The sequence below is a fragment of the Pseudomonas sp. Irchel 3E20 genome, assembly GCF_900187645.1.
Classification (GTDB): domain Bacteria; phylum Pseudomonadota; class Gammaproteobacteria; order Pseudomonadales; family Pseudomonadaceae; genus Aquipseudomonas.
In genome coordinates this window covers 365,051-386,907 of sequence record NZ_FYEE01000003.1, presented here as the reverse complement: position 1 = coordinate 386,907, position 21,857 = coordinate 365,051, and the positions used below count along the sequence as shown (strand labels likewise).

Genomic DNA, 21,857 nt, shown 5'->3' with positions numbered 1-21,857 from the left:
CGCATCCGCGACTACACAAGCCGCGGTTTGATTGGCTTCTAGCGGTTGATTTGGATTTCCACGCGGCGGTTCGAGGCACGGCCGTCGGCGGTTTTGTTATCCGCCACCGGGTGGCTCTCACCGGCACCGACCACCGAGACAAAGTTGCTGCGCGGCACACCCGCGCCGATCAGGTACTCGGTTACCGAATGGGCGCGTTTTTCCGAGAGTTTCTGGTTATAGGCGTCGCTGCCCACGCTGTCGGTGTGGCCGCTGACCCGCAATTGGGCGCTCGGCGCTTCTTGCTTGAGGCGCGTGGCGATGGTGTCGAGCTTGGTTTTGTCGGCGCTGGTGAGGCGCGCCGAGTCGAACTCGAACAGCACATCGCGGATCACGATGGTTTCTTCCTTAACCACCACCACTTCCTCGACCACCACCGCGACCGGCTCTGGCGGGCAACCATTGGCATCGACCTGCACCCCTTTAAGCGTGCCCGGGCACTTGTCGCGGCTGTCCGGCACGCCGTCGCCGTCCTCGTCGCCATCGCCATGAACCCAGCAATAGGCCGCCGCCAAGCCGCCCACCACCAGCGCGCCACCGCCGGCCCAGGACGTACTTTCCGTCGCCCCCAGGCCCGCGCCCACCACACCACCAACGGCGGCGCAGGTTGGCCAGTCGGTTTTCTGCAAACCTGCGCAACCAGTCAACACACTGGTTAGCAGAACCAAGGGAAGTGCTGTGCGAATGATGCTCATCGAGTGCTCTCCTGAGGGATCGGCTTAAAACCGATTCAGGCAGTAAAGACTGCCCTTTTAATATCCGCCAGCAATAGGCCATCAACGACCTCACCCCGTGTTCACGGGGGTGTGGCGGTTAGAGGCCAGCGCTGTGGATGACGCCCCTTGTAGGAGCGCTTGTTCGCGATGGCGGCATACCGCCGCCAGACGTGCATCGCCTGCCCCTGCCTCATCACGGGCAAGGCCCGCTCCTACAGTTGCACGGTGGTGCGGGCGAGATTTTCATTTTTCCTCTGTGGGAGCGAGCCTGCTCGCGATGGCGGCACGCAGTGGCGGTGGCGAATGGCAGGGGTAAGACAGTTGCTCCCACAGGCGTATAGCCCGGGCCGCTATTTGCCCCCTACCCCTAGGCCCTGGCCCTGCGCCGCGCTAGTCTTGCCCGCTCTGACCGAGGAACTTCAATGACCGCAGGTATTTCTTCGCGCACGCCCCAGCAGGCCCTGGCGGCCTTGCTCGCCCGCTACGCCCCGCAGCGCCTGTTGTTGGTCGGCGCTGGCGACTTCCCGGCCCTGGCCGCGTTCCGCCAGGCCCACCCCGGCTGCACCATCGCCCAGGCTCAACCCGGGCCATTGCCCGCCCACCTGGCCGGCCAACGCTTTGACCTGGCCCTGGTGCTCGACTGCCTCGAACACCTGCCCAAGCGCGATGGCCTGAACCTGCTGGGTGGCATCCGCAACCTCAACGCCAGCCGCATCGCCGTGCTGGCGGACCTTTCGGCCTGCGGCTGGCAAGAGACAGACTTTTTCTCCCTGGCCCTGCAAGCCAGCGAGCGTTTCGAGCGCGAGGCACAGGTGCTGACCCTGTTTACCTACGATCTGCTTGACTACAAGCAAGTGCCCGACTGGCTCAACGCGCGATTCTGGGCAAACCCGGAAAACTTCGGCAAGTATTGGTGGTAATACGATGAGTACTTCGATTTGCCCTTGCGGCAGCGGCACCCTGCTCGACGCCTGCTGCGGCCACTATCACGCGGGCCAACCCGCGCCCTGCGCCGAGGCCCTGATGCGCTCGCGCTACAGCGCCTACGTGCTGGGCCTGGTGGATTACCTGGTGGCCACCACCCTGCCTGCCCAGCAAGCAGGCCTGGACCGCCAGGCCATGGCCGACTGGAGCGCGGGCAGCACCTGGCTGGGCCTGGAGGTGGAAAGCCGCGAAGTATTCGGCGGCCAACCGGAACACGCCTTCGTCACCTTCACCGCCCGCTGGCACGACGACAGCGGCGAACACAGCCACCGCGAACGTTCCTCTTTCGTACAAAACAATGGGCGCTGGTACTTCATCGACCCCACCGTAGTGCTCAAGGCCGGGCGCAACGACGCCTGCCCCTGTGCCAGCGGGCAGAAATTCAAGAAGTGCTGCGCCAGCTATTTCACACCCTGAAACCGCGGCGGCGGATTATTCCTCATGCCCAGCGTGCACGCGCCGTACATTGGCGCGATAATCGCCGCCGATTTTTCCTGCGGAGTAACCCCCCATGACCCAAACCCCTCACGTCCACGGCCCTGATTGCAATCACGACCACGAGCATCAACACGAGCATGCCCACGACCATGGCCACGTTCACGGCCCGAACTGCGGCCACGCCCACCAGGAGCCGGTGCGCAACGCCCTCAAAGACGTCGGCCGCAACGACCCTTGCCCCTGCGGCAACGGCAAGAAATTCAAAAAATGCCACGGCGCGTGAGGCCTTAAACACCTCTCCCCTGTGGGAACGAGCCGGCTCGCGAGAGCGGCTCTCTGTTGACGCAGCGGGGCCGAGCCCGCCGCCATCGCGAGCCGGCTCGCTGCCACCGGGCGCATGCTGGGCCTGATTCTCCCGCCACGAAATAACCTGCGCCCCTGCTTGCGCAGGCTCCTGCCGCTCACTAACGTAGCGCCTTTATTCGCACCACCCCGCGTAGGAGTTCCGCCATGGCCTCGCCAGCCTTTACTCAATTCATTCCCCGGTTCGGCGTTGCCGCAGCAGTGGCCGGTGCGCTGGGCCTGACCGGATGTCAGTCCTGGAACGCCCAGGACAGCCTCCCGCCCGCCTCGGGCGTGCAAGCGGTCAAAGGGCTGGCACAGAACGTTTCGGTACGCCGCACGCCCGTGGGCATGCCGCTGATCGAGAGCAACAGCTTCCACGATGCGCTGTTCACCCTTGGCTACGTGCACGCCAGCGATCGCCTTACGCAAATGCTCACCATGCGCCTGCTGGCCCAGGGCCGCTTGGCGGAAATGGCCGGCAGCGAGGCGCTCGACGGCGATCGCCTGATGCGCGCGGTCAACCTCAAGAAGAGCGCCGAGGAGCTGTACAACGCCTCGTCGCCACGCCTCAAGCGCTTCTTCGAGGTCTACGCGCGCGGCGTCAACGCCTACCTGTTCCGCTACCGCGACAAACTGCCGCCGGACCTCGCCGCCAGCGGCTACAAGCCCGACTACTGGAAACCCCAGGACTCGGCACTGATCTTTTCCCTGCTCAATTTCAGCCAATCGGCGAACTTGCCCGAAGAACTCGCCACCCTGGTGCTGGCGCAAAGGGTCGGCGCAGACAAACTGGCCTGGCTCACGCCGTCCTACCCGGATGAGATGCTGCCGTTCGCCGAAGCGGAAAAACTCAAGGGCCTCAACCTCGCCACCCAGGTGCCGGGCCTGGCCGCGTTGCAGCAGACCAGCGCCCGCCTCGCGGCGATGAACCTGCTCAATGTCGCCGCCGCCAGCAACTGGGCCATCGGCGCGCAGCGCTCGCGCAGTGGCAAGAGCCTGTTGGCCAGCGACAGCGTTCAGCCCCTGGCCGTACCGTCGCTCTGGACCCCGGTGCAGATCCGCGCGCCCAAATACCAGGCCGCCGGCATGACCGTGGCCGGGTTGCCGCTGATCGTCAGCGGCTTCAACGGCAAAGTGGCGTGGAGCATGAGCGCGGTGATGGGCGACAATCAGGACCTGTTCTTGGAAAAAATCCGCCGCCAGGGCAGCAACCTTACCTACGAAGCCAACGGCAAATGGCTGAACGCGGCGGTGCGCAACGAAACCTATTTCGTCAAAGGCCAGCGGCCGATTCGCGAGCCCCTCTACGAAACCCGCCACGGCGCCCTTCTCAATAGCGTCGGCGGCTACGGCTTGGCCCTGCAAGCCCCGAGCCTCAAGGACGACAAGAGCCTGGACGCGTTCTTCGACCTGTCCCGCGCGCCCAATGTCGAGAAAGCCTCGGACGCCAGCCGGGAAATCCGCGCCATCGCCCTGAACATGGTGTTTGCCGATGCCAGCAACATCGGCTGGCAGGTCACCGGGCGCTTCCCCAACCGCCGCGACGGCCAGGGCCTCGTGCCCTCGCCAGGCTGGGAGGGGCGCTACGACTGGGACGGTTACGCCGACCCGATGCTGCACCCCTACGACCAAGACCCGGCCCAGGGCTGGCTCGGCGCGGCCAACCAACGGGTCATCCCCCAGGGTTACGGCATGCAGTTGTCCAACTCCTGGAGTGCACCGGAACGGGGCGAGCGCCTCGCCGCCCTGGCGGGCACGGGCAAGCATGACAGCCGCAGCCTGATCGCCATGCAGTACGACCAGACCACGCCCTTCGCCGCCAAGCTGAAAAAAGTCTTCGAGGCGCCGGGCATGGCCCAGCCGCTCAAGCACGCCATCGATGCCCTGCCCGAAGCCCAGCGCGCCAAGGCGCGGGAGGCATTGAGCCGCTTGCTGGCGTTCGACGGCCGGCTCAGCCCGGTGTCGGCCGACGCGGCGATCTACGAACTGTTTCTGCAAGAAAGTGCACGACAGATCTTCCTCGACGAACTGGGCCCCGAATCCAGCCCGGCGTGGCAGGCGTTTGTCGCCAGCGCCAGCCTGTCTTACCCAGCCCAGGCCGACCACTTGCTGGGCCGCGAAGACAGCCCCTTCTGGGACGACACCCGCACCCCCGGCACGGAAGACAAACCGGCGATCCTCGCCCGCAGCCTGGCGGCGGCCATCGACGCCGGCACGCAACGCATGGGCGCCGACCGCAAGGCCTGGCAGTGGGGCAAGCTGCACGCTTATGAGTGGAAAAACGCCAGCGGCCAAACCGTGCGTGGCCCGCACGCGGCGGGGGGCGACCACAACACGCTGAACGCTGCGGCCTACGCCTGGGGCCAGGACTTCAACACTACGCGGGCGTCGGCGGTGCGTTTTATCGTCGATTTCGGCCAACCGGAACCCTTGATGGTGCAGAACGCGGGCGGCCAATCCGGCAACCCGGCCAGCCCGAATGCCCTTAATGGCCTCGACCCGTGGTTCAAGGGCCAGTACCAGAGCCTGCCGCTGCAACCGCAGAATTTTGAGCGTGCCTACGGCAAGGCGCGCTTGACGTTGGTGCCAGGCAAGTAAGGGAAAAGGCAACAACCTGTGGGAGCCTGCTCCCACAGGGCGTACACCCACTCGACCCCTGGGCATCTACCGCCAGGCCGATTCATGAGGACTTTGAGCATATGCGCCACCAGATCCAGCACCTGCTTGCCCCACTGCCCGGCACTGCGCGGCAGATCGACAGCTTCCACTTCGGGCCCGAGGGGGGCGGCAAAATCTATATTCAAGCGTCCCTACACGCCGATGAACTGCCCGGCATGCTGCTGGCCTGGCACCTCAAGCAGCGCCTGGGCGAACTGGAAAAGCAGGACCGCCTGCGCAGCGAAATCGTCCTGGTGCCGGTGGCCAACCCCATCGGCCTGGCGCAAGTGCTGATGGACGTGCCGTTGGGCCGTTACGAGCTCGAGAGCGGGCACAACTTCAATCGCTACTTCGCCGACCTGGGCGAAGAGGTCGGCAACCGGGTCGAGGAGCGCCTCAACGATGACCCACGGCACAACCTGCGGCTGATCCGCGACACCCTGCGCGAGGCCCTGGCCCAGCAGATCGCCAGTACCCAACTGCAATCCCAGCGCCTGACCCTGCAACTATTGGCCTGCGACGCCGACATCGTGTTAGACCTGCATTGCGACTACGAAGCCGTGGCCCACCTCTACACCACACCCGAAGCCTGGGCGCAGATCGAACCGCTGGCCCGCTACATCGGCGCCGAGGCCAGCCTGCTGGCGAGCGACTCGGGCGGGCAATCGTTCGACGAGTGCTTCAGTTTGGTGTGGTTGCAGTTGCAGGAACGCTTTGGCGAGCGCTTCGCTATTCCCCTGGGCGCCATCGCGGTGACCGTTGAATTGCGCGGCCAGGGCGACGTCAACCACGGCCTCGCCAGCCTCGACTGTTTGGCGGTGATCGACTACCTGACCCACCAGGGTGCCATCAGCGGCGAACCTGCGCCGTTGCCGGAGCTACCCTACCCGGCTACGCCCCTGGCCGCCGTGGAACCGGTGCAAACCCCGGTGGGTGGCCTGCTGGTGTTCATTGCCCTGCCCGGCGAATACCTGGAGGCTGGGCAACTGGTGGCAGAAATCATCGACCCCATCGGCGACAGCGTCACGCCTATCCACTGCGCCAACGCCGGGTTGCTCTATGCCCGCACGGTACGGCGCATGGCGACGGCGGGCATGGTCATCGCCCACATCGCCGGCACCAACGCGTACCGCAGCGGTTACCTGCTGGCACCTTGAGGGATGCGTCAGGCCACTGGGGCCGGTGGCGGCTCGTCCGGCAGGGTGGGTTCACCGGGCTCGGTGGGCTGTTCGTTGGGGGTATCGGGGTCAGGCTGGCCGGGAATACCACCTGCCATGCTCACGGGTGGATGGGCCAGCAATGACCAAGCCAGCACGCCAACTTGATTGGGCGAAAGCCTCGCCAGTTCAGCACTGATTTGCGGATCGATCTTCATGGGGGACTCCTGGGCGATGGCCCGGCTCGCCTTGCGCGAACCAGAGCGGTACTGCTTGTAGAGTGCGGGTACGCCCAGGAATTCCCACGGTTTGTCAGATACTCGGATCAGGTCCGAGGCAGGGTGACGCCGAGCTGGCCCTGATACTTGCCGCCACGGTCCTTGTAGGAGGTTTCACACTGCTCGTCGGACTCGAAAAACAGCATCTGCGCCACGCCTTCGTTGGCGTAGATCTTGGCCGGCAGCGTGGTGGTATTAGAGAACTCCAGGGTCACGTGGCCTTCCCACTCCGGTTCCAGCGGCGTGACGTTAACGATAATGCCGCAGCGCGCGTAGGTGCTCTTGCCCAGGCAGATGGTCAGCACGTTGCGCGGAATGCGGAAGAATTCCACGGTGCGGGCCAGGGCAAAGGAGTTGGGCGGGATGATGCACACGTCGCTCTTGACGTCGACGAAGCTCTTTTCATCGAAGTTCTTCGGATCGACAGTGGCCGAGTTAATGTTGGTGAACACCTTGAATTCATCAGCACAACGCACGTCGTAACCGTAGCTCGACACCCCGAAGGAAATCACCCGGTCAGCGCCCTCGCCGCGTACCTGACGCTCTACGAAGGGCTCGATCATGCCGTGCTCTTGCGCCATGCGGCGAATCCACTTGTCCGATTTGATACTCATGGCGGGTGTCCTGAAATAGCGAGGTGGAGAAAATCTGTCCGGCATCTTACCGGGGCGCGCCTTAGGGTTCAAAGACCGGCATGTTTTTCTCGCTTTTCCCACAATAGCTGGGCCCCGCGGGCTCCGGCTGTCACCTTCAGTCACGAAAACCCATAAACCTTTACAAAGACCATTGGCACGTTCCGGAAAAAGGGTTAAGGTGGCGCCACTGTGCTGCTTGTGTCACTGAGAATCTCTACACGATGTTGAATTTCGATCCAACCATCTCCAAGAATTTTTCCTGCTCTTTGCACTCAGTCTCGGCCAGGGCTTTTCCTGAGTCGCAGTTAACTTTGTCCAAGGAGATACACCATGTCTAATCGCCAAACTGGTACCGTTAAGTGGTTCAACGATGAAAAAGGCTTCGGCTTCATCACTCCACAATCCGGTGACGACCTGTTCGTTCACTTCAAAGCTATCCAATCCGACGGCTTCAAAAGCCTGAAAGAAGGCCAACAGGTTTCTTTCGTCGCTACCCGCGGTCAGAAAGGCATGCAAGCTGAAGAAGTTCAAGTTATCTAACTTGTACTGATTACAGCTAAAAGCCCCGCCCTCAAAAGCGGGGCTTTTTTGTGCGCGTCTGTTTTACCTGAATGTGCCGGCGATAGCGCGGTAAATATCGCTATCGCCGATAAACCCAGCCTTACCAGGTCACGCCGAAACCGGCGGTGTAGCGGGTCTTGCTCATATCACTGTCGTTGGTGCCGGTGATGATGTCCTTCTCGGCCTTGAGGTTGAGCGAGGCCCATTCCGTGACCCGATAACGCAGGCCCACTTCGGCATCCAGCGCATAGTCGGCGACGCCCGCCAGGGGCTTGCCCACTTCGCCATTAGTGAAGAACTCAACGCTCTTGCCTAGCAGGTAGCGGTTGTAGTCCCACTTCATGGCCAGGGAATAGAAGTTGTCCTTACCACCGTCCGAATACTCATAGTCGGTGCGGTTGACCAACGACCCCAGCGAGAACGCCCCCAACTCGTCATCCCAGAACTGGTAACCCGGGCCAGTACCGACAGTACGTTGGCGGGCCAGGTCTTCGACTTTGTCGCGCTTGTAGGTCAAACGCCCCTGCCAGAACCACTGCTCGGTGAGGAAGCGGTCCAGCGCATACTCGGCACTCCAGTTGTCGGTGGTCACCACGTCATTCTGGAACACTCGGTTGTACTCGCCCTCGGCAATATGCCGCCACTTGCCATGGCGAGCGGAGGTCTTGAAGTCGACGTCGTAGTCGTCGACGTCTTTCTCGGCGCGCTGATAGTCCAGCGCCACATCGACATTACCCTTCCAGACGAGATCCTCGATCACAGGTTTAGGCTTGATGATCTGCTCGATACTGGCCAGCTCGACGGTTTTCGGCGCCTCGCCATTGGCCAAGATCACCATGCCCTCCTCGGCCGCGTGCAAGGACTTGGCCTTCTCGCCCACATAGGCATCCTGCTTGACCAACAACTCCTGATCGCTCTCCAGGGTCTTGACCTGATGCCAGTCCAGAGCCACGACCCCGGCGTACTTGGTTTGGATCAGCAATTTGCCGCCATCGAACACCTTGATCTTGCCACTGAGGCGGTCGCCATTTTTCAACCAAACGGTATCGGCCAATACAGGGGTGGAGGTACTGAGGACAGCGAGGCACAGCAGGGATCTGGACAGCATAAGCAAAGACAACGCTCGAGTTCGCGGAAAAAACCGGCATTATCCCCATGGATAAAGCCTTAGGAAGGACTGACCCGAGTATTTGAGTTGAGTTCACTTCCCATTCGAGAATCAGAGACGTTTCCTACATTAATACGGACATACCTCCTACTGGACCACCACAATGAGTGACACGCCCGAAAGCCCGGCGCAGATGCGCCGCACCGCGCTTTACCTGACGCTGGCCCAAGTGCCCGAAGGCAAAGTGGTCAGCTATGGCCAGTTGGCAGAACTGGCAGGCCTGGGTCGCGCGGCGCGCTGGGTGGGCCGCACCCTCAGCCAGTTGCCCGGCGATAGCAAACTGCCCTGGCACCGCGTAATGGCAGCGGGCGGACGTCTGAGCCTGCCCGCCGGCTCCGCCTCGGGTGACGAGCAACGTGCGCGCTTACGCAGTGAAGGTGTCAGTATCCTGAACAATCGTGTTGATATTCAGCGCCATGGCTGGCGCCCGGTAGAGCACAGCGGTTAGAGTGCGCGCTTTGTTTCCGTACTTCTTGAGGCAGACTCCAGCCCATGCCCCGTAAAACCTGGCGAGCCGCACTTGCCGCCTATGCCAGCCCCTCGACGCTCGTGTTGTTGCTGCTTGGTTTCGCTGCCGGCCTGCCTTACATGCTGGTGTTTTCTACGCTGTCGGTCTGGTTGCGCGAAGCCGGTGTGGCGCGCGAAACCATCGGTTATGCCAGCCTTATCGGCCTGGCCTATGCCTTTAAATGGGTGTGGTCGCCGCTGCTCGACCAGTGGCGCCTGCCACTACTGGGCAAACTGGGGCGCCGGCGCTCTTGGCTCGTCCTGTCCCAGGTGTTGGTGATCCTCGGCCTGGTAGGCATGGGTTTCTGTGACCCGCAAAAACACCTGTCCTGGTTGATCGCCATTGCCGTGGTCGTGGCGTTCGCCTCTGCGACCCAGGATATCGCCGTGGACGCCTATCGCCTGGAGATCGCCGACGACACCCGCCAGGCTGCCCTCGCCGCTGCTTATATGTCCGGTTACCGGGTCGCGGCGCTGCTGGCGACCGCAGGCGCGCTGTTTTTCGCCGAAGGCTTCGGCTCCACCGGGTTCAGCTACAAGCACTCGGCGTGGACCGGCACTTACGTGTTGTTCGGCGCGCTGATGGTGCCCGCCCTGCTCACCACGCTTTTTATGCGCGAGCCACCGGTGCCCTTGCGCACCCAACTGTCGGCCGGGCGCTACAGCTTCGTGCATCAACTGGCATCGGTGTTCGTGCTGATCGTGCTGCTGGTGTCGGTGCCGGCCCTGTGCACTCAGCTCTATAACACCGACTTCGCCAGCGTGTTATTCGAGGGCGTCAGCCTGCTGGACCTCCTGGTGGAAGACCGCGCATTCCTGCGTGCCATCCTCTACGGCACCCTCACCGCACTGTGCCTGTCCGCCATGGGCCGACGCGGCCTGGCGCCGGTACTGACGCCGGTCAACGACTTTATCCTGCGCTACCGCTGGCAAGCCCTGCTGCTGCTGGGGTTGATTGCCACCTATCGCATGTCCGACACGGTCATGGGCGTGATGGCCAACGTGTTCTACATCGACCAGGGCTTCACCAAGGATCAGATCGCCAGCGTCAGCAAGATTTTCGGCCTGATTATGACCCTGGTAGGCGCTGGCATGGGCGGCCTGCTGATCGTGCGCTTCGGCATCCTGCCGATCCTGCTGATCGGCGGCATCGCCTCGGCCGGCACCAACCTGCTGTTCCTGATGCTCGCGGGCATGGGCCCGGACCTGCAAATGCTGATGGTGACCATCTCGCTGGATAACTTCAGCTCGGGCCTGGCCACTTCCGCCTTCGTCGCCTACCTGTCGAGCCTGACCAACCTCAAGTTCTCCGCCACCCAATACGCCCTGCTCAGCTCGATCATGCTCTTGCTGCCACGCCTGATCGGCGGCTATTCCGGGGTGATGGTGGAGAAGTTCGGCTACCACGACTTCTTCCTGATAACCGCCCTGCTCGGCGTGCCGACACTGCTGTTGATCGCCCTGCACTGGTTCCAGGAAAACCGCCGCATTCGCCTGAACCCGCAAGAGCAAAGCTGACACCCCAGGGCCACGTGGGCGCAAACGCCTACAGGGCCTGGCCAACCTGATGCCTGTACGCCAGCAGTTACCGCCCGTACAATGCCCAGTCATTTCTCGTCATCAGCAACCGACAACGGCCTACCATGCGCACCAGTCAATATTTGCTCGCCACACAGAAAGAAACGCCTTCGGACGCGGTCGTCATCAGCCACCAGCTGATGCTGCGCGCCGGCATGATCCGCAAACTGGCCTCTGGCCTGTACACCTGGTTGCCCATGGGGCTGCGGGTCATGCGCAAGGTTGAAGCCATCGTTCGCGAAGAAATGAACGCCGCCGGCTCCCTTGAAGTGCTGATGCCGAGTACCCAACCGGCCGAGTTGTGGCAGGAATCCGGGCGCTGGGAAGAGTACGGCCCGGAATTGCTGCGCTTCAAGGATCGCCATGGCCGCGAGTTCTGCGCCGGCCCGACCCATGAAGAAGTCATCACCGACCTGGCCCGCAACGAGTTGAGCAGCTACAAACAGCTGCCAATCAACCTGTTCCAGATCCAGACCAAGTTCCGCGACGAAATCCGCCCGCGCTTCGGCCTGATGCGTGGCCGCGAGTTCATCATGAAGGACGCCTACTCCTTCCACGCCGACCCCGCCTCACTGCAAGTCACCTATGACCGCATGCACCAGGCGTACTGCAACGTGTTCACACGCCTGGGCCTGAAATTCCGCGCGGTCGAGGCTGACAACGGCTCCATCGGCGGCGCCGGCTCCCACGAATTCCACGTGCTGGCCGAGTCCGGCGAAGACGACATCATCTTCAGCAATGGCTCCGACTACGCGGCGAACATCGAGAAAGCCGAAGCCGTGCCCCGGGAAACCTCCCGCGCCGCGCCGAGCGAAGAGCTGCGCCTGGTCGACACGCCCAACGCCAAGACCATCGCCCAACTGGTCGAGGGCTTCAATCTGCCGATTGAAAAAACCGTCAAGACCCTGGTGGTTCACGCGCAAGAAGCCGGCAAGCTGATCGCGCTGATTATCCGTGGCGACCACGAGCTCAACGAAATCAAGGCCGCCAACCAGCCTGGCGTCGCCAACCCTCTGGTCATGGCCAGCGATGCCGAACTGCGCGACGCCATTGGCGCCGGTGCCGGCTCCCTGGGCCCGCTGAACCTGCCATTGCCGATCATCATCGACCGCTCGGTCGCGCTGATGAGCGACTTCGGCGTCGGCGCCAACATCGACGACAAGCACTACTTCGGCGTCAACTGGGAACGCGACCTGCCGGTTCCGACCGTGGCCGACCTGCGTAACGTGGTCGCCGGCGACCCAAGCCCGGACGGCAAAGGCACCTTGGAAATCAAGCGCGGCATTGAAGTCGGGCATATTTTCCAACTGGGCACCAAGTACAGCGAAGCCATGAAGTGCCAGGTCCTGGGCGAAAACGGCAAGCCTGTGACCCTGTCCATGGGCTGCTACGGCATCGGCGTCTCTCGCGTGGTGGCTGCCGCCATCGAGCAGAACAACGACGAAAACGGCATCATCTGGAGCGATACCCTGGCACCTTTCCAGATCGCCCTGGTGCCCCTGCGCTACGAAACCGAACAGGTGCGCGAAGCCACCGACAAGCTCTACGCCGAACTGACGGCTGCCGGCTTCGAGGTGCTGCTGGACGACCGCGACAAGAAAACCAGCCCCGGCATCAAGTTCGCTGACATGGAACTGATCGGCATTCCCCACCGGATCGTGGTCAGTGACCGCGGCCTCGCCGATGGCAACCTGGAATACAAAAGCCGCACCGAAGCCGAGGCACAAGCGCTGCCGGTCGCTGACGTGCTGTCGTTCCTCCAGGCCCGTATCCGCCGCTGAAACCAGATCAAGAGACGTCATGTTCAAGCGAAACACCTTAGGCCTCGGTGGTGCCGCCCTGTGCGGCGCCCTGCTGGTCAGCGGCTGTGCCAATCACATGTCACAACGCAGCGAGCACGAGGAACGTGTCGAGCGCAAATTGCTCGAACACAGCCTGCAGATCGATGTCGGCGAGCCTAAGGTGCTCGAACTGCCTCAGCGCCGCGTGCGGATCCACGAACAGAAGACCTTCGAGGTCACTGAATTCGAGGTCACCCGCCGCTACGACCGCTACACCCCGTACCAACCCTGGCGGGAGGTCTACGAGATCCCGTTGGGCGCGGTCGCGGTGGTCGCGGGTATCGGCGCCAATGTGCTCAACGTGATCGCCCTGGGCAACCTGCCCGACAGCGTCACGCGGGACTGGATCAATTACGGTTTCGCCGGGCTCAACCCGGCCATGAACGTGCCATCCCATGGCCGCGCCCAGCAGAACCTGGCCGCCATCGAAGAAACCCAGCGCGATAAACGCCTGGAATACTCGAGCCTGCCCTGGAGCGAACGCCCGGTAGAGGTCAAGGCCGGCAAGCAGACCTTCAACCTGAGCACCGACCGCAACGGCGTCCTACGCCTCAACCTGCTGGACAGCCCCTTCTCCGAGCAGGACCTGAACCACATCGGCAAATTGCAGATCAGCGTGGAAGATGCCCAGGACGACGTGCATTCGGACTCGTCGCTGGCCATCAGCAGCACGTTGCGCGGCAAGTTGCTGGAGGCTCACGCCCTGATCTACGACGACCTGGAGGATGACGAGGTGAGCCAATGGGTGCACCGGGTCAAACGTCTGTCGGAGCTGGGTTTGGAAGAAGAAGCCAGCGAACTGGAACAGAGCCTGATCGAACTGACCCGCAACGATCCCGAGTTGCAGGGTGAATTCCTCAAATCCCTGACCAAGGACGCCGGGCGCCTGGTCGCCGACCCTGGCGCCAACTGATACCCCAGTAGCGATGGCGGCCGGGACGGCGCCATCCTTACCGCTCGAACAGATCCAACTGTTCAAACCCGCCGCGCAAATCCTGTAGACGCACGCCAATGCCCAGCAACCGCACCGGCTTATCCCCGCGCTTGAAGGCCTGGGTCAGCATCTGCGTGTAACCCTGCAAATCCCGCCCTACTCCCGCCTGTTCCAGGGTGGTTTGCGTGAAATCGTGGAACTTCACTTTGACGAACGGCTTACCCGGGCGGTAGCTGCTGTCGATCCGCGCCATGCGCCCGGCCAGGGTTTCCAGCAGTTCAGGGAGCTTTTCCAGGCAACTGACCAGATCTGGCAGATCTACATCGTAGGTATTTTCAACACTGACCGACTGACGTCGGCTGTCGTTGTGCACCAAACGCTCATCGATCCCACGGGCCAACCCCCAGAGCCGCTCACCAAAACTGCCGAATTCACGTACCAGCGCTAACTTGTTCCAGTCCCGTAGCTCCAGGCAGGTGCTGATGCCCAGGCGCGCCAGTTTCTGCGCCGTAACTTTGCCCACGCCGTGCAACTTGCTGACGGGCAGCGCAGAGACAAAATCCTCGACCTGATCCGGGGTAATCACGAACAGCCCATTGGGCTTTTTCCAGTCGCTGGCGATTTTCGCCAGGAACTTGTTCGGCGCCACCCCCGCCGACACCGTGATGTGCAACTGGTTAGACACCCGCCGGCGGATATCCTGGGCGATGCGCGTGGCGCTGCCATCGAAATGCGGGCACTGGGAGACATCAAGATAGGCCTCGTCCAGCGACAACGGCTCAATGAGGTCGGTGTAGTCGCGAAAGATTCCCTGGATTTCCTTGGACGCGGCTTTATAGGCGTCCATGCGCGGCTTGACGATGACCAGGTCCGGGCACAGTTGCAAAGCGTGGCGGGACGACATGGCAGAACGTACGCCATAAGCGCGCGCCTCGTAGTTGCAGGTCGCGATCACGCCCCGATGGTCTGCCTGGCCGCCGACCGCCAACGGCTTGGCGGCCAGGGCCGGGTTGTCGCGCATTTCGATGGCGGCATAAAAACAGTCGCAATCGACGTGGATGATTTTGCGCTGCGTCATATAAAGGCAGGTTTGGCCAAGAGGAAAAGGACTACAAGATAAATGGAAGCGTAGTATCGCACTGAGAACTGTATATAGCACCAGTACTTTGCTTCTTCTGATTGAGGCGGCGGAAGAAGCGCTAGTAATTTATTTGCTCAATCGAATTAAAGTCGTCAATAGAGCTGAAAGCCATACCTGGCAACCCCTGCAGCGGTTCACGTCCTCTCGATCGGGGTCCTAAGCGATTGAAGCCAAAGAGGTTTCCCCAGGTTTTCGGTTGACAGCCCAGCGTTCCTCTGTAGAATGCCGCCACACAGACGCGGGATGGAGCAGTCTGGTAGCTCGTCGGGCTCATAACCCGAAGGTCGTCGGTTCAAATCCGGCTCCCGCAACCAAACATCAAAAAAGGCTACTCGAAAGAGTGGCCTTTTTTGTGCGTGTCGCTTTTGAGTAGATACCCTTTTCAATCAAAGGCTTAGCTAAGTTGTCCATCCAAGCCATTAACGATTGACACCTGCGCGTATGCCTGTAGGATGCCGCCACACAGACGCGGGATGGAGCAGTCTGGTAGCTCGTCGGGCTCATAACCCGAAGGTCGTCGGTTCAAATCCGGCTCCCGCAACCAAACATCGAAAAAGGCTACTCGCAAGAGTGGCCTTTTTTGTGCGCGCAGGTTTTTAGGTCAGGTGCTGATTGCACGGCCTGGCAGATTAGCGATTGACACATCTTGATTGGCCTGTACAATGCCGCCCACAGACGCGGGATGGAGCAGTCTGGTAGCTCGTCGGGCTCATAACCCGAAGGTCGTCGGTTCAAATCCGGCTCCCGCAACCAAACATCGAAAAAGGCTACTCGCAAGAGTGGCCTTTTTTGTGCCTGTAAGAAATTTCCTTCCAGAACAATAGCCTGCAGCGAAAAGCAGGCACCGGGCCGCTACCCTGCGCCCATTAGCGACTATGCTCTTGCGCTGCTCCACTCCGGCACCTACACCGCGCGGGGGCGGTGAAACAGGATTTGCCGTTGTAACTATCTGAAATAATTTTTCCCCAGGGATTGGTTACCTGGCCGGATGCCCCCATCCTGTCGCGCACCATCCAAGAGGTGATTGATGCGCGCCCATTCGTCCGATCCACAAGACACCGTCACCGCAACCCAACCCATCGCTGCCAAACGCCTGCAATGGCTGGACTTGCTGAGCAAGTACCGCCAGCCCATCGGCCTGGCCGTGACGCTGTTGCTGTTCGCCATGGCCTTGATCGCCTGCCGCCATTTGTTGAGCGCGCTGGACCTCAACGCGCTGCACGACTCGATCCTGAATGTGCCCAAACCGGCGCTGCTCGGTGCCTTGGCCGCGACAGCCGCCGGTTTCGTTTTCCTGCTCGGCTATGAATGGTCCGCCAGCCGTTATGCGGGTGTCAGCCTGCCGTCGCGCACCCTGGTCCTGGGCGGTTTCACCGCGTTTGCCATCGGCAATGCCATTGGCCTGTCCCTGCTTTCGGGCGGTTCGGTGCGCTATCGCCTGTATGCGCGCCATGGCCTGGGGGCGTCCGACGTGGCGCACATGACGCTCTTCGCCAGCCTTTCCCTGGGCTGCGCGCTGCCACCGCTGGCCGCACTGGCGACCCTGAGCAACCTGCCCGCCGCCTCGGCGGCGCTGCACCTGCCCGAAGCGCTGTTGGGCACGATTGCCGTCGCGGTACTGCTGCTCGGCGCGGTGCTGGCCGTGGGTATCTACCGCCGTCGCCTGCCCGAGCAACCCTTCAAAGACAGCCTGCTGGTACGCGCCGGGCGCCGTACCCTGCGCCTGCCGGGGCGGCGCCTGACCTTCTTGCAATTGCTTATCACCGCGCTGGACGTGGCCGCTGCCGCCACCGTGCTGTACTTGCTGCTGCCCGAAGCCCCGCCCTTTGGCGCCTTCGTGCTGGTGTACCTGCTGGCCCTCGCCGCCGGCGTGCTCAGCCATGTGCCTGGCGGGGTCGGGGTGTTCGAGGCGATCCTGCTGGCCGCCTTTGCCAACCAACTCGGCGCCGCGCCACTGGCCGCCGCGCTGCTGCTGTATCGCTTGATCTACGTGATCCTGCCGCTGTTGGTGGCGTGCTTGCTGTTGCTGGTCAATGAAGGCCAACGGTTGTTCCAGTCGCGCCAGTCGTTGCGGGTCGCTTCCGGCCTGGCGGCGCCCATTCTTGCGGTGCTGGTGTTCCTCTCGGGGGTAGTGCTGCTGTTTTCCGGGGCGACACCCGAGATCGACACGCGCCTGGAGCACATCGGCTTCCTGATTCCCCATCGCCTGATCGACGCCTCGCACTTTGGCGCCAGCCTGGTGGGCGTGTTGTGCCTATTGCTGGCCCAGGGCCTGCGCCGGCGCCTGTCGGCGGCGTGGATGCTGACTACCGTGTTGCTGCTGGTGGGCGCCCTGCTCTCGCTGCTCAAGGGCTTCGACTGGGAAGAGGCCAGCCTGCTGACCCTCACCGCGTGCCTGCTGGCGGTGTTCCGCAGTTCGTTCTACCGCCCCAGCCGCCTCACCGAAGTGCCCTTCTCACCGCTGTACCTGGTGGCCAGCGTGTGCGTGCTGGGGGCGTCGATCTGGCTGCTGTTATTCGCCTACCAGGACGTGCCCTACAGCCATCAGTTGTGGTGGCAGTTCACCCTCGACGCCGATGCGCCCCGGGGCCTGCGCTCGTTGCTGGGCGCCGCCGTGGTGCTGGTGGTGGTGTCGCTGACCTGGCTGCTGCGCACCGCACGCCCGGTGATCCACCTGCCCAACAGCGAGGAACTGGCCAAGGCCTGGAAGATCCTCATGGCCTCGGCCCAACCCGACGGTGGCCTGGCCCTGACCGGCGACAAAGCGCTGCTGTTCCACCCCAACGACGACGCTTTCCTGATGTATGCCCGCCGCGGCCGCAGCCTGGTGGCGCTGTACGACCCCATCGGGCCGCCCCAGCAACGGGCAGAGATGATCTGGCAGTTCCGTGACCTGTGCGACATCCACCATGCCCGCCCGGTGTTCTACCAGGTGCGCGCGGAGAACCTGCCGTACTACATGGACATCGGCCTCACCGCCATCAAGTTGGGCGAAGAGGCCCGCGTCGACCTGCTGCGTTTTGACCTCGAAGCCAAAGGCAAGGAGATGAAGGACCTGCGCTACACCTGGAACCGCGGCACCCGCGATGGTTTATCCCTGGAGATCCACGAACCCGGCCACGCGCCGATGGACGAACTCAAGGTCATCTCCGACGCCTGGCTGACGGGCAAGAACGTGCGTGAAAAAGGTTTCTCCCTCGGGCGTTTCAGCGAGGACTACCTCAAGCATTTTCGCGTTGCGGTGATCCGCTTCGAGGGGCGGCCGGTGGCCTTTGCCAACCTGCTGGAGACCTACAGCCATGACCTGGCCAGCCTCGACCTGATGCGCGCCCACCCGGACGCGCCCAAGTTGACCATGGAGTTTTTGATGGTGGGTCTGATCCAGCACTATAAAAGCCACGGCTATGCCCGTTTCAGCCTCGGCATGGTGCCGCTGTCGGGCCTGCAACCGCGGCGCGGCGCGCCCCTGACCCAGCGCCTGGGTTCGATGGTGTTCCGCCGTGGCGAGCAGTTGTACAACTTCCAAGGCCTGCGCCGCTTCAAGGACAAGTTCCAGCCGGACTGGGAACCGCGTTACATGGCTGTCCCCGCCGGACTCGATCCGCTGGTGGCTCTGGCCGATACTGCCGCCCTGATTGCGGGCGGCCTGACTGGATTGGTGAAACGCTGATGACTCTACGCTTCTGGCGGTATGTATTGGTCACCCTGGTGACCCTGGCCCTGATCGCCGCGCTCGGTTACTGGTATTGGAACCGCCCGGCGCCCGAACCGAGCCTGGAACGCCTGGCGCCGGCCGATGGCGCCGCGATAACCCGTGTCACCCCCGGCACCGCACCACGGGCCCACGTGGTGGTGGCGGTGACCGACGAACAGACACTCAGCGACGCCCAGTTGCTGGCCCTGAGCCGTGGCGCCAGTGCACAGATCGTCCAGGTGATCCTGCCCAGCGACTGCATCCACCAGGGCCGCGCCCTGCAATCGGCGCTACGCCAGTTGCACGGCCCGGCGACCCTGGTCAGCGGCATCGGCCCGGGCGCGGTGCTGGCCTGGCGTTGGCTGGCGGAACAGAAAGACGACAAGGCCCAGGCTGTCTCGGTGGACCTGGCCCTGGAAAAACCCGGCTGCACCCACCTGCTGCCCAGGAAAGCAGCTCACGGCCATTGGCTGGCGGCGTGGAACGACAACCCCGATGACACCAGCGCAGGCTTCGTGCGCGACCAGCCCAATGCGCAAACCAGCATCAGCGACTACGACATCAACCTGACCCAAGTGCTGAACAACGAGCTGCGCAAAATCCTGATCGGCGCCGACAAGGGCAATGGCGGCCTGAACATCCCCGTGGTGGAAGTCCCGGCCCAGGCGAACAACGACACCGTGACCCTATTCCTCTCCGGCGACGGCGGCTGGCGCGACCTGGACAAGGACGTGGCCGGGGAAATGGCCAAGATCGGCTACCCGGTCGTGGGCATCGACACCCTGCGCTACTACTGGCAGCACAAGAGCCCCGAGCAAAGCGCCACCGACCTGAGCGAACTGATGCAGCACTACCGGCAAAAATGGGGCACCAAGCGCTTCGTCCTCACCGGTTACTCCTTCGGTGCCGATGTGCTGCCGGCCATCTACAACCGCTTGCCCGAGGCCGAGCAGCAACGGGTCGATGCCATTATCCTGCTGGCCTTCGCCCGCACCGGCAGCTTTGAAATCGAAGTCGAAGGCTGGCTCGGCAACGCCGGCAAAGAAGCCGCCACCGGCCCGGAAATGGCCAAGCTGCCCGCCGCCAAAGTGGTGTGCATCTACGGCGGCGAAGAGGCCGACGAAAGCGGCTGCACCGACAAGAGCGTCGTCGGCGAAGTGGTGAAACTGCCCGGTGGCCATCACTTCGACGAAAACTACCCGGCCCTGGCCAAGCGTTTGGTGGACCTCATCAACAAACGCCAGAACGACAGCAAAGTCGCCGAACAATAAGCTGAGCCCACACAAAAAAAGCCCCCGCTGCCGCAAGGCAACGGGGGCTTTTTGGTGGCGCGGGCTTACATCTCGACTTGGGTGCCCAGTTCGATCACCCGGTTTACCGGCAGGTTGAAGAAACGCAGGTTGCCGTTGGCGTTTTTCAACATGAAGGCGAACAAGGCTTCGCGCCAGCGGGCCATGCCTTCGAGCTTAGAGGCGATCACCGTTTCGCGGCTCAGGAAGTAGGTGGTGCGCATGGGGCTGAAGTCCAGGTCTTGCAGGTGGCAGAGCTTCAGGGCCTGGGGTACGTCGGGTTCGTCGGTGAAGCCAAAGTGCAGAATGACCCGGAAGAAGCCTTCGCCATGGGCCACCACTTCGAAGCGCCGCGACGCCGGTACGCGGGGGATGTCTTCATAGACCACCGTCAGCAGCACCACCTGTTCGTGCAGCACCTGGTTGTGCAGCAGGTTATGCAGCAAGGCATGGGGCACAGCGTCCGGACGGGCGGTGAGAAACACCGCTGTACCCTGAACCCGATGCGGTGGCTGCACGCGGATGCTGCTGATAAAGATCGGCAGCGGCAACCCGCTTTCGTCCAGGCGATCGACCAGCAGTTGCTTGCCACGCTTCCAGGTGGTCATCAACACGAACAAAACGATGCCCGCCAGCACCGGGAAGGCGCCGCCCTGAATGATTTTCGGCACGTTGGCAGCGAAGAACAGGCCATCGACCAGCAGGAACCCCAGTAACACCGGCACCGCGAGGATCGGTGGCCATTTCCACAACAGCAGCATCACTGCCGACACCAGGATGGTGGTCATCAGCATGGTGCCGGTCACCGCCACGCCATAAGCCGAGGCCAGGGCGCCGGACGACTCGAAGCCCAGCACCAGCAGGATCACCCCGACCATCAGCGCCCAGTTGACGGCGCCGATGTAGATTTGCCCCTGCTCATCGCTAGAGGTGTGCTGGATGTGCATGCGCGGGATGTAGCCGAGTTGGATCGCTTGACGGGTCAGGGAGAACGCCCCGGAAATCACCGCTTGGGAGGCGATCACCGTGGCCAGGGTCGAGAGCGCCACCAGCGGGATCAGCGCCCAGCTCGGCGCCAGCAGGTAGAAGGGGTTGCGCGCCGCTTCCGGGTCCGCCAGCAGCATCGCGCCCTGGCCGAAGTAGTTCAGCACCAACGCCGGCAGCACCAGGATGAACCAGGCACGGGCAATCGGCTTGCGGCCGAAGTGGCCCATGTCGGCGTACAGCGCCTCAGCGCCGGTCAGCGCCAGCACCACCGCGCCGAGGATCGCCACGCCCATGCCCGGGTGCACCATAAAGAAGCGCACAGCCCACACCGGGTTCATCGCCTTGAGCACTTCCGGTTGATGGACGATGCCCCAGACGCCCAGCGCCCCCAGCACCAGGAACCAAGTCACCATCACCGGGCCGAACAGGATGCCGATGCGCGCCGTGCCATGGCTCTGGATCAGGAACAACGCCACCAGCACCACCAGCGACAGCGGCACCACCCAATGGTCGATGCCGTCGAAGGCCAGGCCCAGCCCTTCAATGGCCGAAAGCACGGAAATCGCCGGGGTAATCATGCTGTCGCCATAGAACAGCGCAGCGCCGATCAAGCCGCACACCACCAGCAGGGTGCGCAGGCGCGGGTGATCCGCCGCCGCCCGCCGTGCCAGGGCGGTCAGGGCCATGATGCCGCCCTCGCCCTGGTTGTCGGCGCGCAACACAAACAGCATGTACTTGATCGAAACTACCCAGATCAGCGACCAGAAAATCAGCGCCAGGATGCCCAGCACCCCATCGTGATTGACCGGTACTCCGTACCCGCCGGAAAACACCTCTTTGAGGGTGTACAACGGGCTGGTGCCGATATCGCCGTAAACCACCCCGACCGCCGCCACCAGCATGCTCA

The 21,857-nt window shown here is 62.8% G+C and carries 18 protein-coding genes and 3 tRNA genes; 15 read left to right on the top strand and 6 right to left on the bottom strand.

What is annotated here, in order from left to right:
* Positions 1-38 precede the first annotated feature (38 nt).
* Positions 39-734, bottom strand: a complete 696-nt coding sequence (locus CKW13_RS08110) for an OmpA family protein (RefSeq protein ID WP_095108067.1) — start codon at positions 732-734, stop codon at positions 39-41.
* A 443-nt stretch (positions 735-1,177) separates the two neighbouring features.
* On the opposite strand from CKW13_RS08110, the gene CKW13_RS08105 reads away from it, so the two are divergent.
* From CKW13_RS08105 to CKW13_RS08085, 5 genes are all read left to right on the top strand, one after another.
* Positions 1,178-1,675, top strand: coding sequence for a DUF6231 family protein (locus CKW13_RS08105; protein WP_095108066.1), 498 nt, complete (start codon positions 1,178-1,180; stop codon positions 1,673-1,675).
* 4 nt (positions 1,676-1,679) lie between these two features.
* A complete protein-coding gene (locus CKW13_RS08100) occupies positions 1,680-2,156 on the top strand; it encodes a YchJ family protein (RefSeq protein WP_095108065.1) in 477 nt (158 codons plus the stop codon).
* 94 nt (positions 2,157-2,250) lie between these two features.
* The gene (locus CKW13_RS08095; RefSeq protein WP_095108064.1) at positions 2,251-2,460 is read left to right on the top strand and encodes an SEC-C metal-binding domain-containing protein; all 210 of its coding nucleotides are present in this window, start codon (positions 2,251-2,253) and stop codon (positions 2,458-2,460) included.
* Positions 2,461-2,687: 227 nt separating this feature from the next.
* On the top strand, positions 2,688-5,120 hold the full coding sequence (locus tag CKW13_RS08090; RefSeq protein ID WP_095108063.1) for a penicillin acylase family protein: 2,433 nt from the start codon (positions 2,688-2,690) through the stop codon (positions 5,118-5,120).
* 101 nt (positions 5,121-5,221) lie between these two features.
* Positions 5,222-6,337, top strand: a complete 1,116-nt coding sequence (locus CKW13_RS08085) for a succinylglutamate desuccinylase/aspartoacylase family protein (RefSeq protein WP_095108062.1) — start codon at positions 5,222-5,224, stop codon at positions 6,335-6,337.
* Positions 6,338-6,345: 8 nt separating this feature from the next.
* On the opposite strand, the gene CKW13_RS08080 is transcribed toward CKW13_RS08085, so the two are convergent.
* The gene (locus tag CKW13_RS08080; RefSeq protein WP_095108061.1) at positions 6,346-6,555 is read right to left on the bottom strand and encodes a hypothetical protein; all 210 of its coding nucleotides are present in this window, start codon (positions 6,553-6,555) and stop codon (positions 6,346-6,348) included.
* A gap of 107 nt (positions 6,556-6,662) precedes the next feature.
* Positions 6,663-7,229: a dCTP deaminase gene (dcd, locus tag CKW13_RS08075; protein ID WP_095108060.1), complete on the bottom strand. Its 567-nt coding sequence runs from the start codon at positions 7,227-7,229 to the stop codon at positions 6,663-6,665.
* Between the two features lie 351 nt (positions 7,230-7,580).
* Between dcd and CKW13_RS08070 the strand changes: the two genes are divergently transcribed.
* Positions 7,581-7,790: a cold-shock protein gene (locus tag CKW13_RS08070; RefSeq protein WP_014336857.1), complete on the top strand. Its 210-nt coding sequence runs from the start codon at positions 7,581-7,583 to the stop codon at positions 7,788-7,790.
* A 121-nt stretch (positions 7,791-7,911) separates the two neighbouring features.
* Here the strand turns inward: CKW13_RS08070 and CKW13_RS08065 are convergent, their stop codons facing one another.
* Positions 7,912-8,919 carry a DUF481 domain-containing protein gene (locus tag CKW13_RS08065; protein ID WP_095108059.1) on the bottom strand — a complete coding sequence of 336 codons (1,008 nt, stop codon included), beginning with the start codon at positions 8,917-8,919 and terminating at the stop codon, positions 7,912-7,914.
* A 163-nt stretch (positions 8,920-9,082) separates the two neighbouring features.
* On the opposite strand from CKW13_RS08065, the gene CKW13_RS08060 reads away from it, so the two are divergent.
* From CKW13_RS08060 to CKW13_RS08045, 4 genes are all read left to right on the top strand, one after another.
* Complete coding sequence (locus CKW13_RS08060) at positions 9,083-9,427, top strand: MGMT family protein (RefSeq protein ID WP_095108058.1); 345 nt, start codon at positions 9,083-9,085, stop codon at positions 9,425-9,427.
* A gap of 44 nt (positions 9,428-9,471) precedes the next feature.
* A complete protein-coding gene (locus CKW13_RS08055) occupies positions 9,472-11,004 on the top strand; it encodes an AmpG family muropeptide MFS transporter (protein ID WP_095108057.1) in 1,533 nt (510 codons plus the stop codon).
* A gap of 125 nt (positions 11,005-11,129) precedes the next feature.
* Complete coding sequence (locus CKW13_RS08050; RefSeq protein ID WP_095108056.1) at positions 11,130-12,845, top strand: proline--tRNA ligase; 1,716 nt, start codon at positions 11,130-11,132, stop codon at positions 12,843-12,845.
* Between the two features lie 19 nt (positions 12,846-12,864).
* Complete coding sequence (locus tag CKW13_RS08045) at positions 12,865-13,818, top strand: hypothetical protein (protein WP_095108055.1); 954 nt, start codon at positions 12,865-12,867, stop codon at positions 13,816-13,818.
* 37 nt (positions 13,819-13,855) lie between these two features.
* On the opposite strand, the gene dinB is transcribed toward CKW13_RS08045, so the two are convergent.
* Entirely contained in the window at positions 13,856-14,917 is a 1,062-nt protein-coding gene (gene dinB / locus CKW13_RS08040) for a DNA polymerase IV (RefSeq protein WP_095108054.1), read from the bottom strand.
* Between the two features lie 300 nt (positions 14,918-15,217).
* Between dinB and CKW13_RS08035 the strand changes: the two genes are divergently transcribed.
* The 5 genes from CKW13_RS08035 (at position 15,218) to CKW13_RS08015 (ending at position 19,945) form a co-directional block, all read left to right on the top strand.
* Positions 15,218-15,294: transfer RNA gene (locus CKW13_RS08035), tRNA-Met, on the top strand.
* Positions 15,295-15,447: 153 nt separating this feature from the next.
* Positions 15,448-15,524, top strand: a tRNA-Met gene (locus tag CKW13_RS08030).
* Between the two features lie 132 nt (positions 15,525-15,656).
* Positions 15,657-15,733, top strand: a tRNA-Met gene (locus CKW13_RS08025).
* 274 nt (positions 15,734-16,007) lie between these two features.
* On the top strand, positions 16,008-18,650 hold the full coding sequence (mprF, locus tag CKW13_RS08020) for a bifunctional lysylphosphatidylglycerol flippase/synthetase MprF (protein ID WP_095108053.1): 2,643 nt from the start codon (positions 16,008-16,010) through the stop codon (positions 18,648-18,650).
* Complete coding sequence (locus CKW13_RS08015) at positions 18,650-19,945, top strand: virulence factor family protein (protein ID WP_095108052.1); 1,296 nt, start codon at positions 18,650-18,652, stop codon at positions 19,943-19,945. Before mprF ends, CKW13_RS08015 begins: the two co-directional genes overlap by 1 nt.
* A gap of 65 nt (positions 19,946-20,010) precedes the next feature.
* Here the strand turns inward: CKW13_RS08015 and CKW13_RS08010 are convergent, their stop codons facing one another.
* A complete protein-coding gene (locus tag CKW13_RS08010; protein ID WP_371856227.1) occupies positions 20,011-21,852 on the bottom strand; it encodes a potassium transporter Kup in 1,842 nt (613 codons plus the stop codon).
* Positions 21,853-21,857 lie beyond the last annotated feature (5 nt).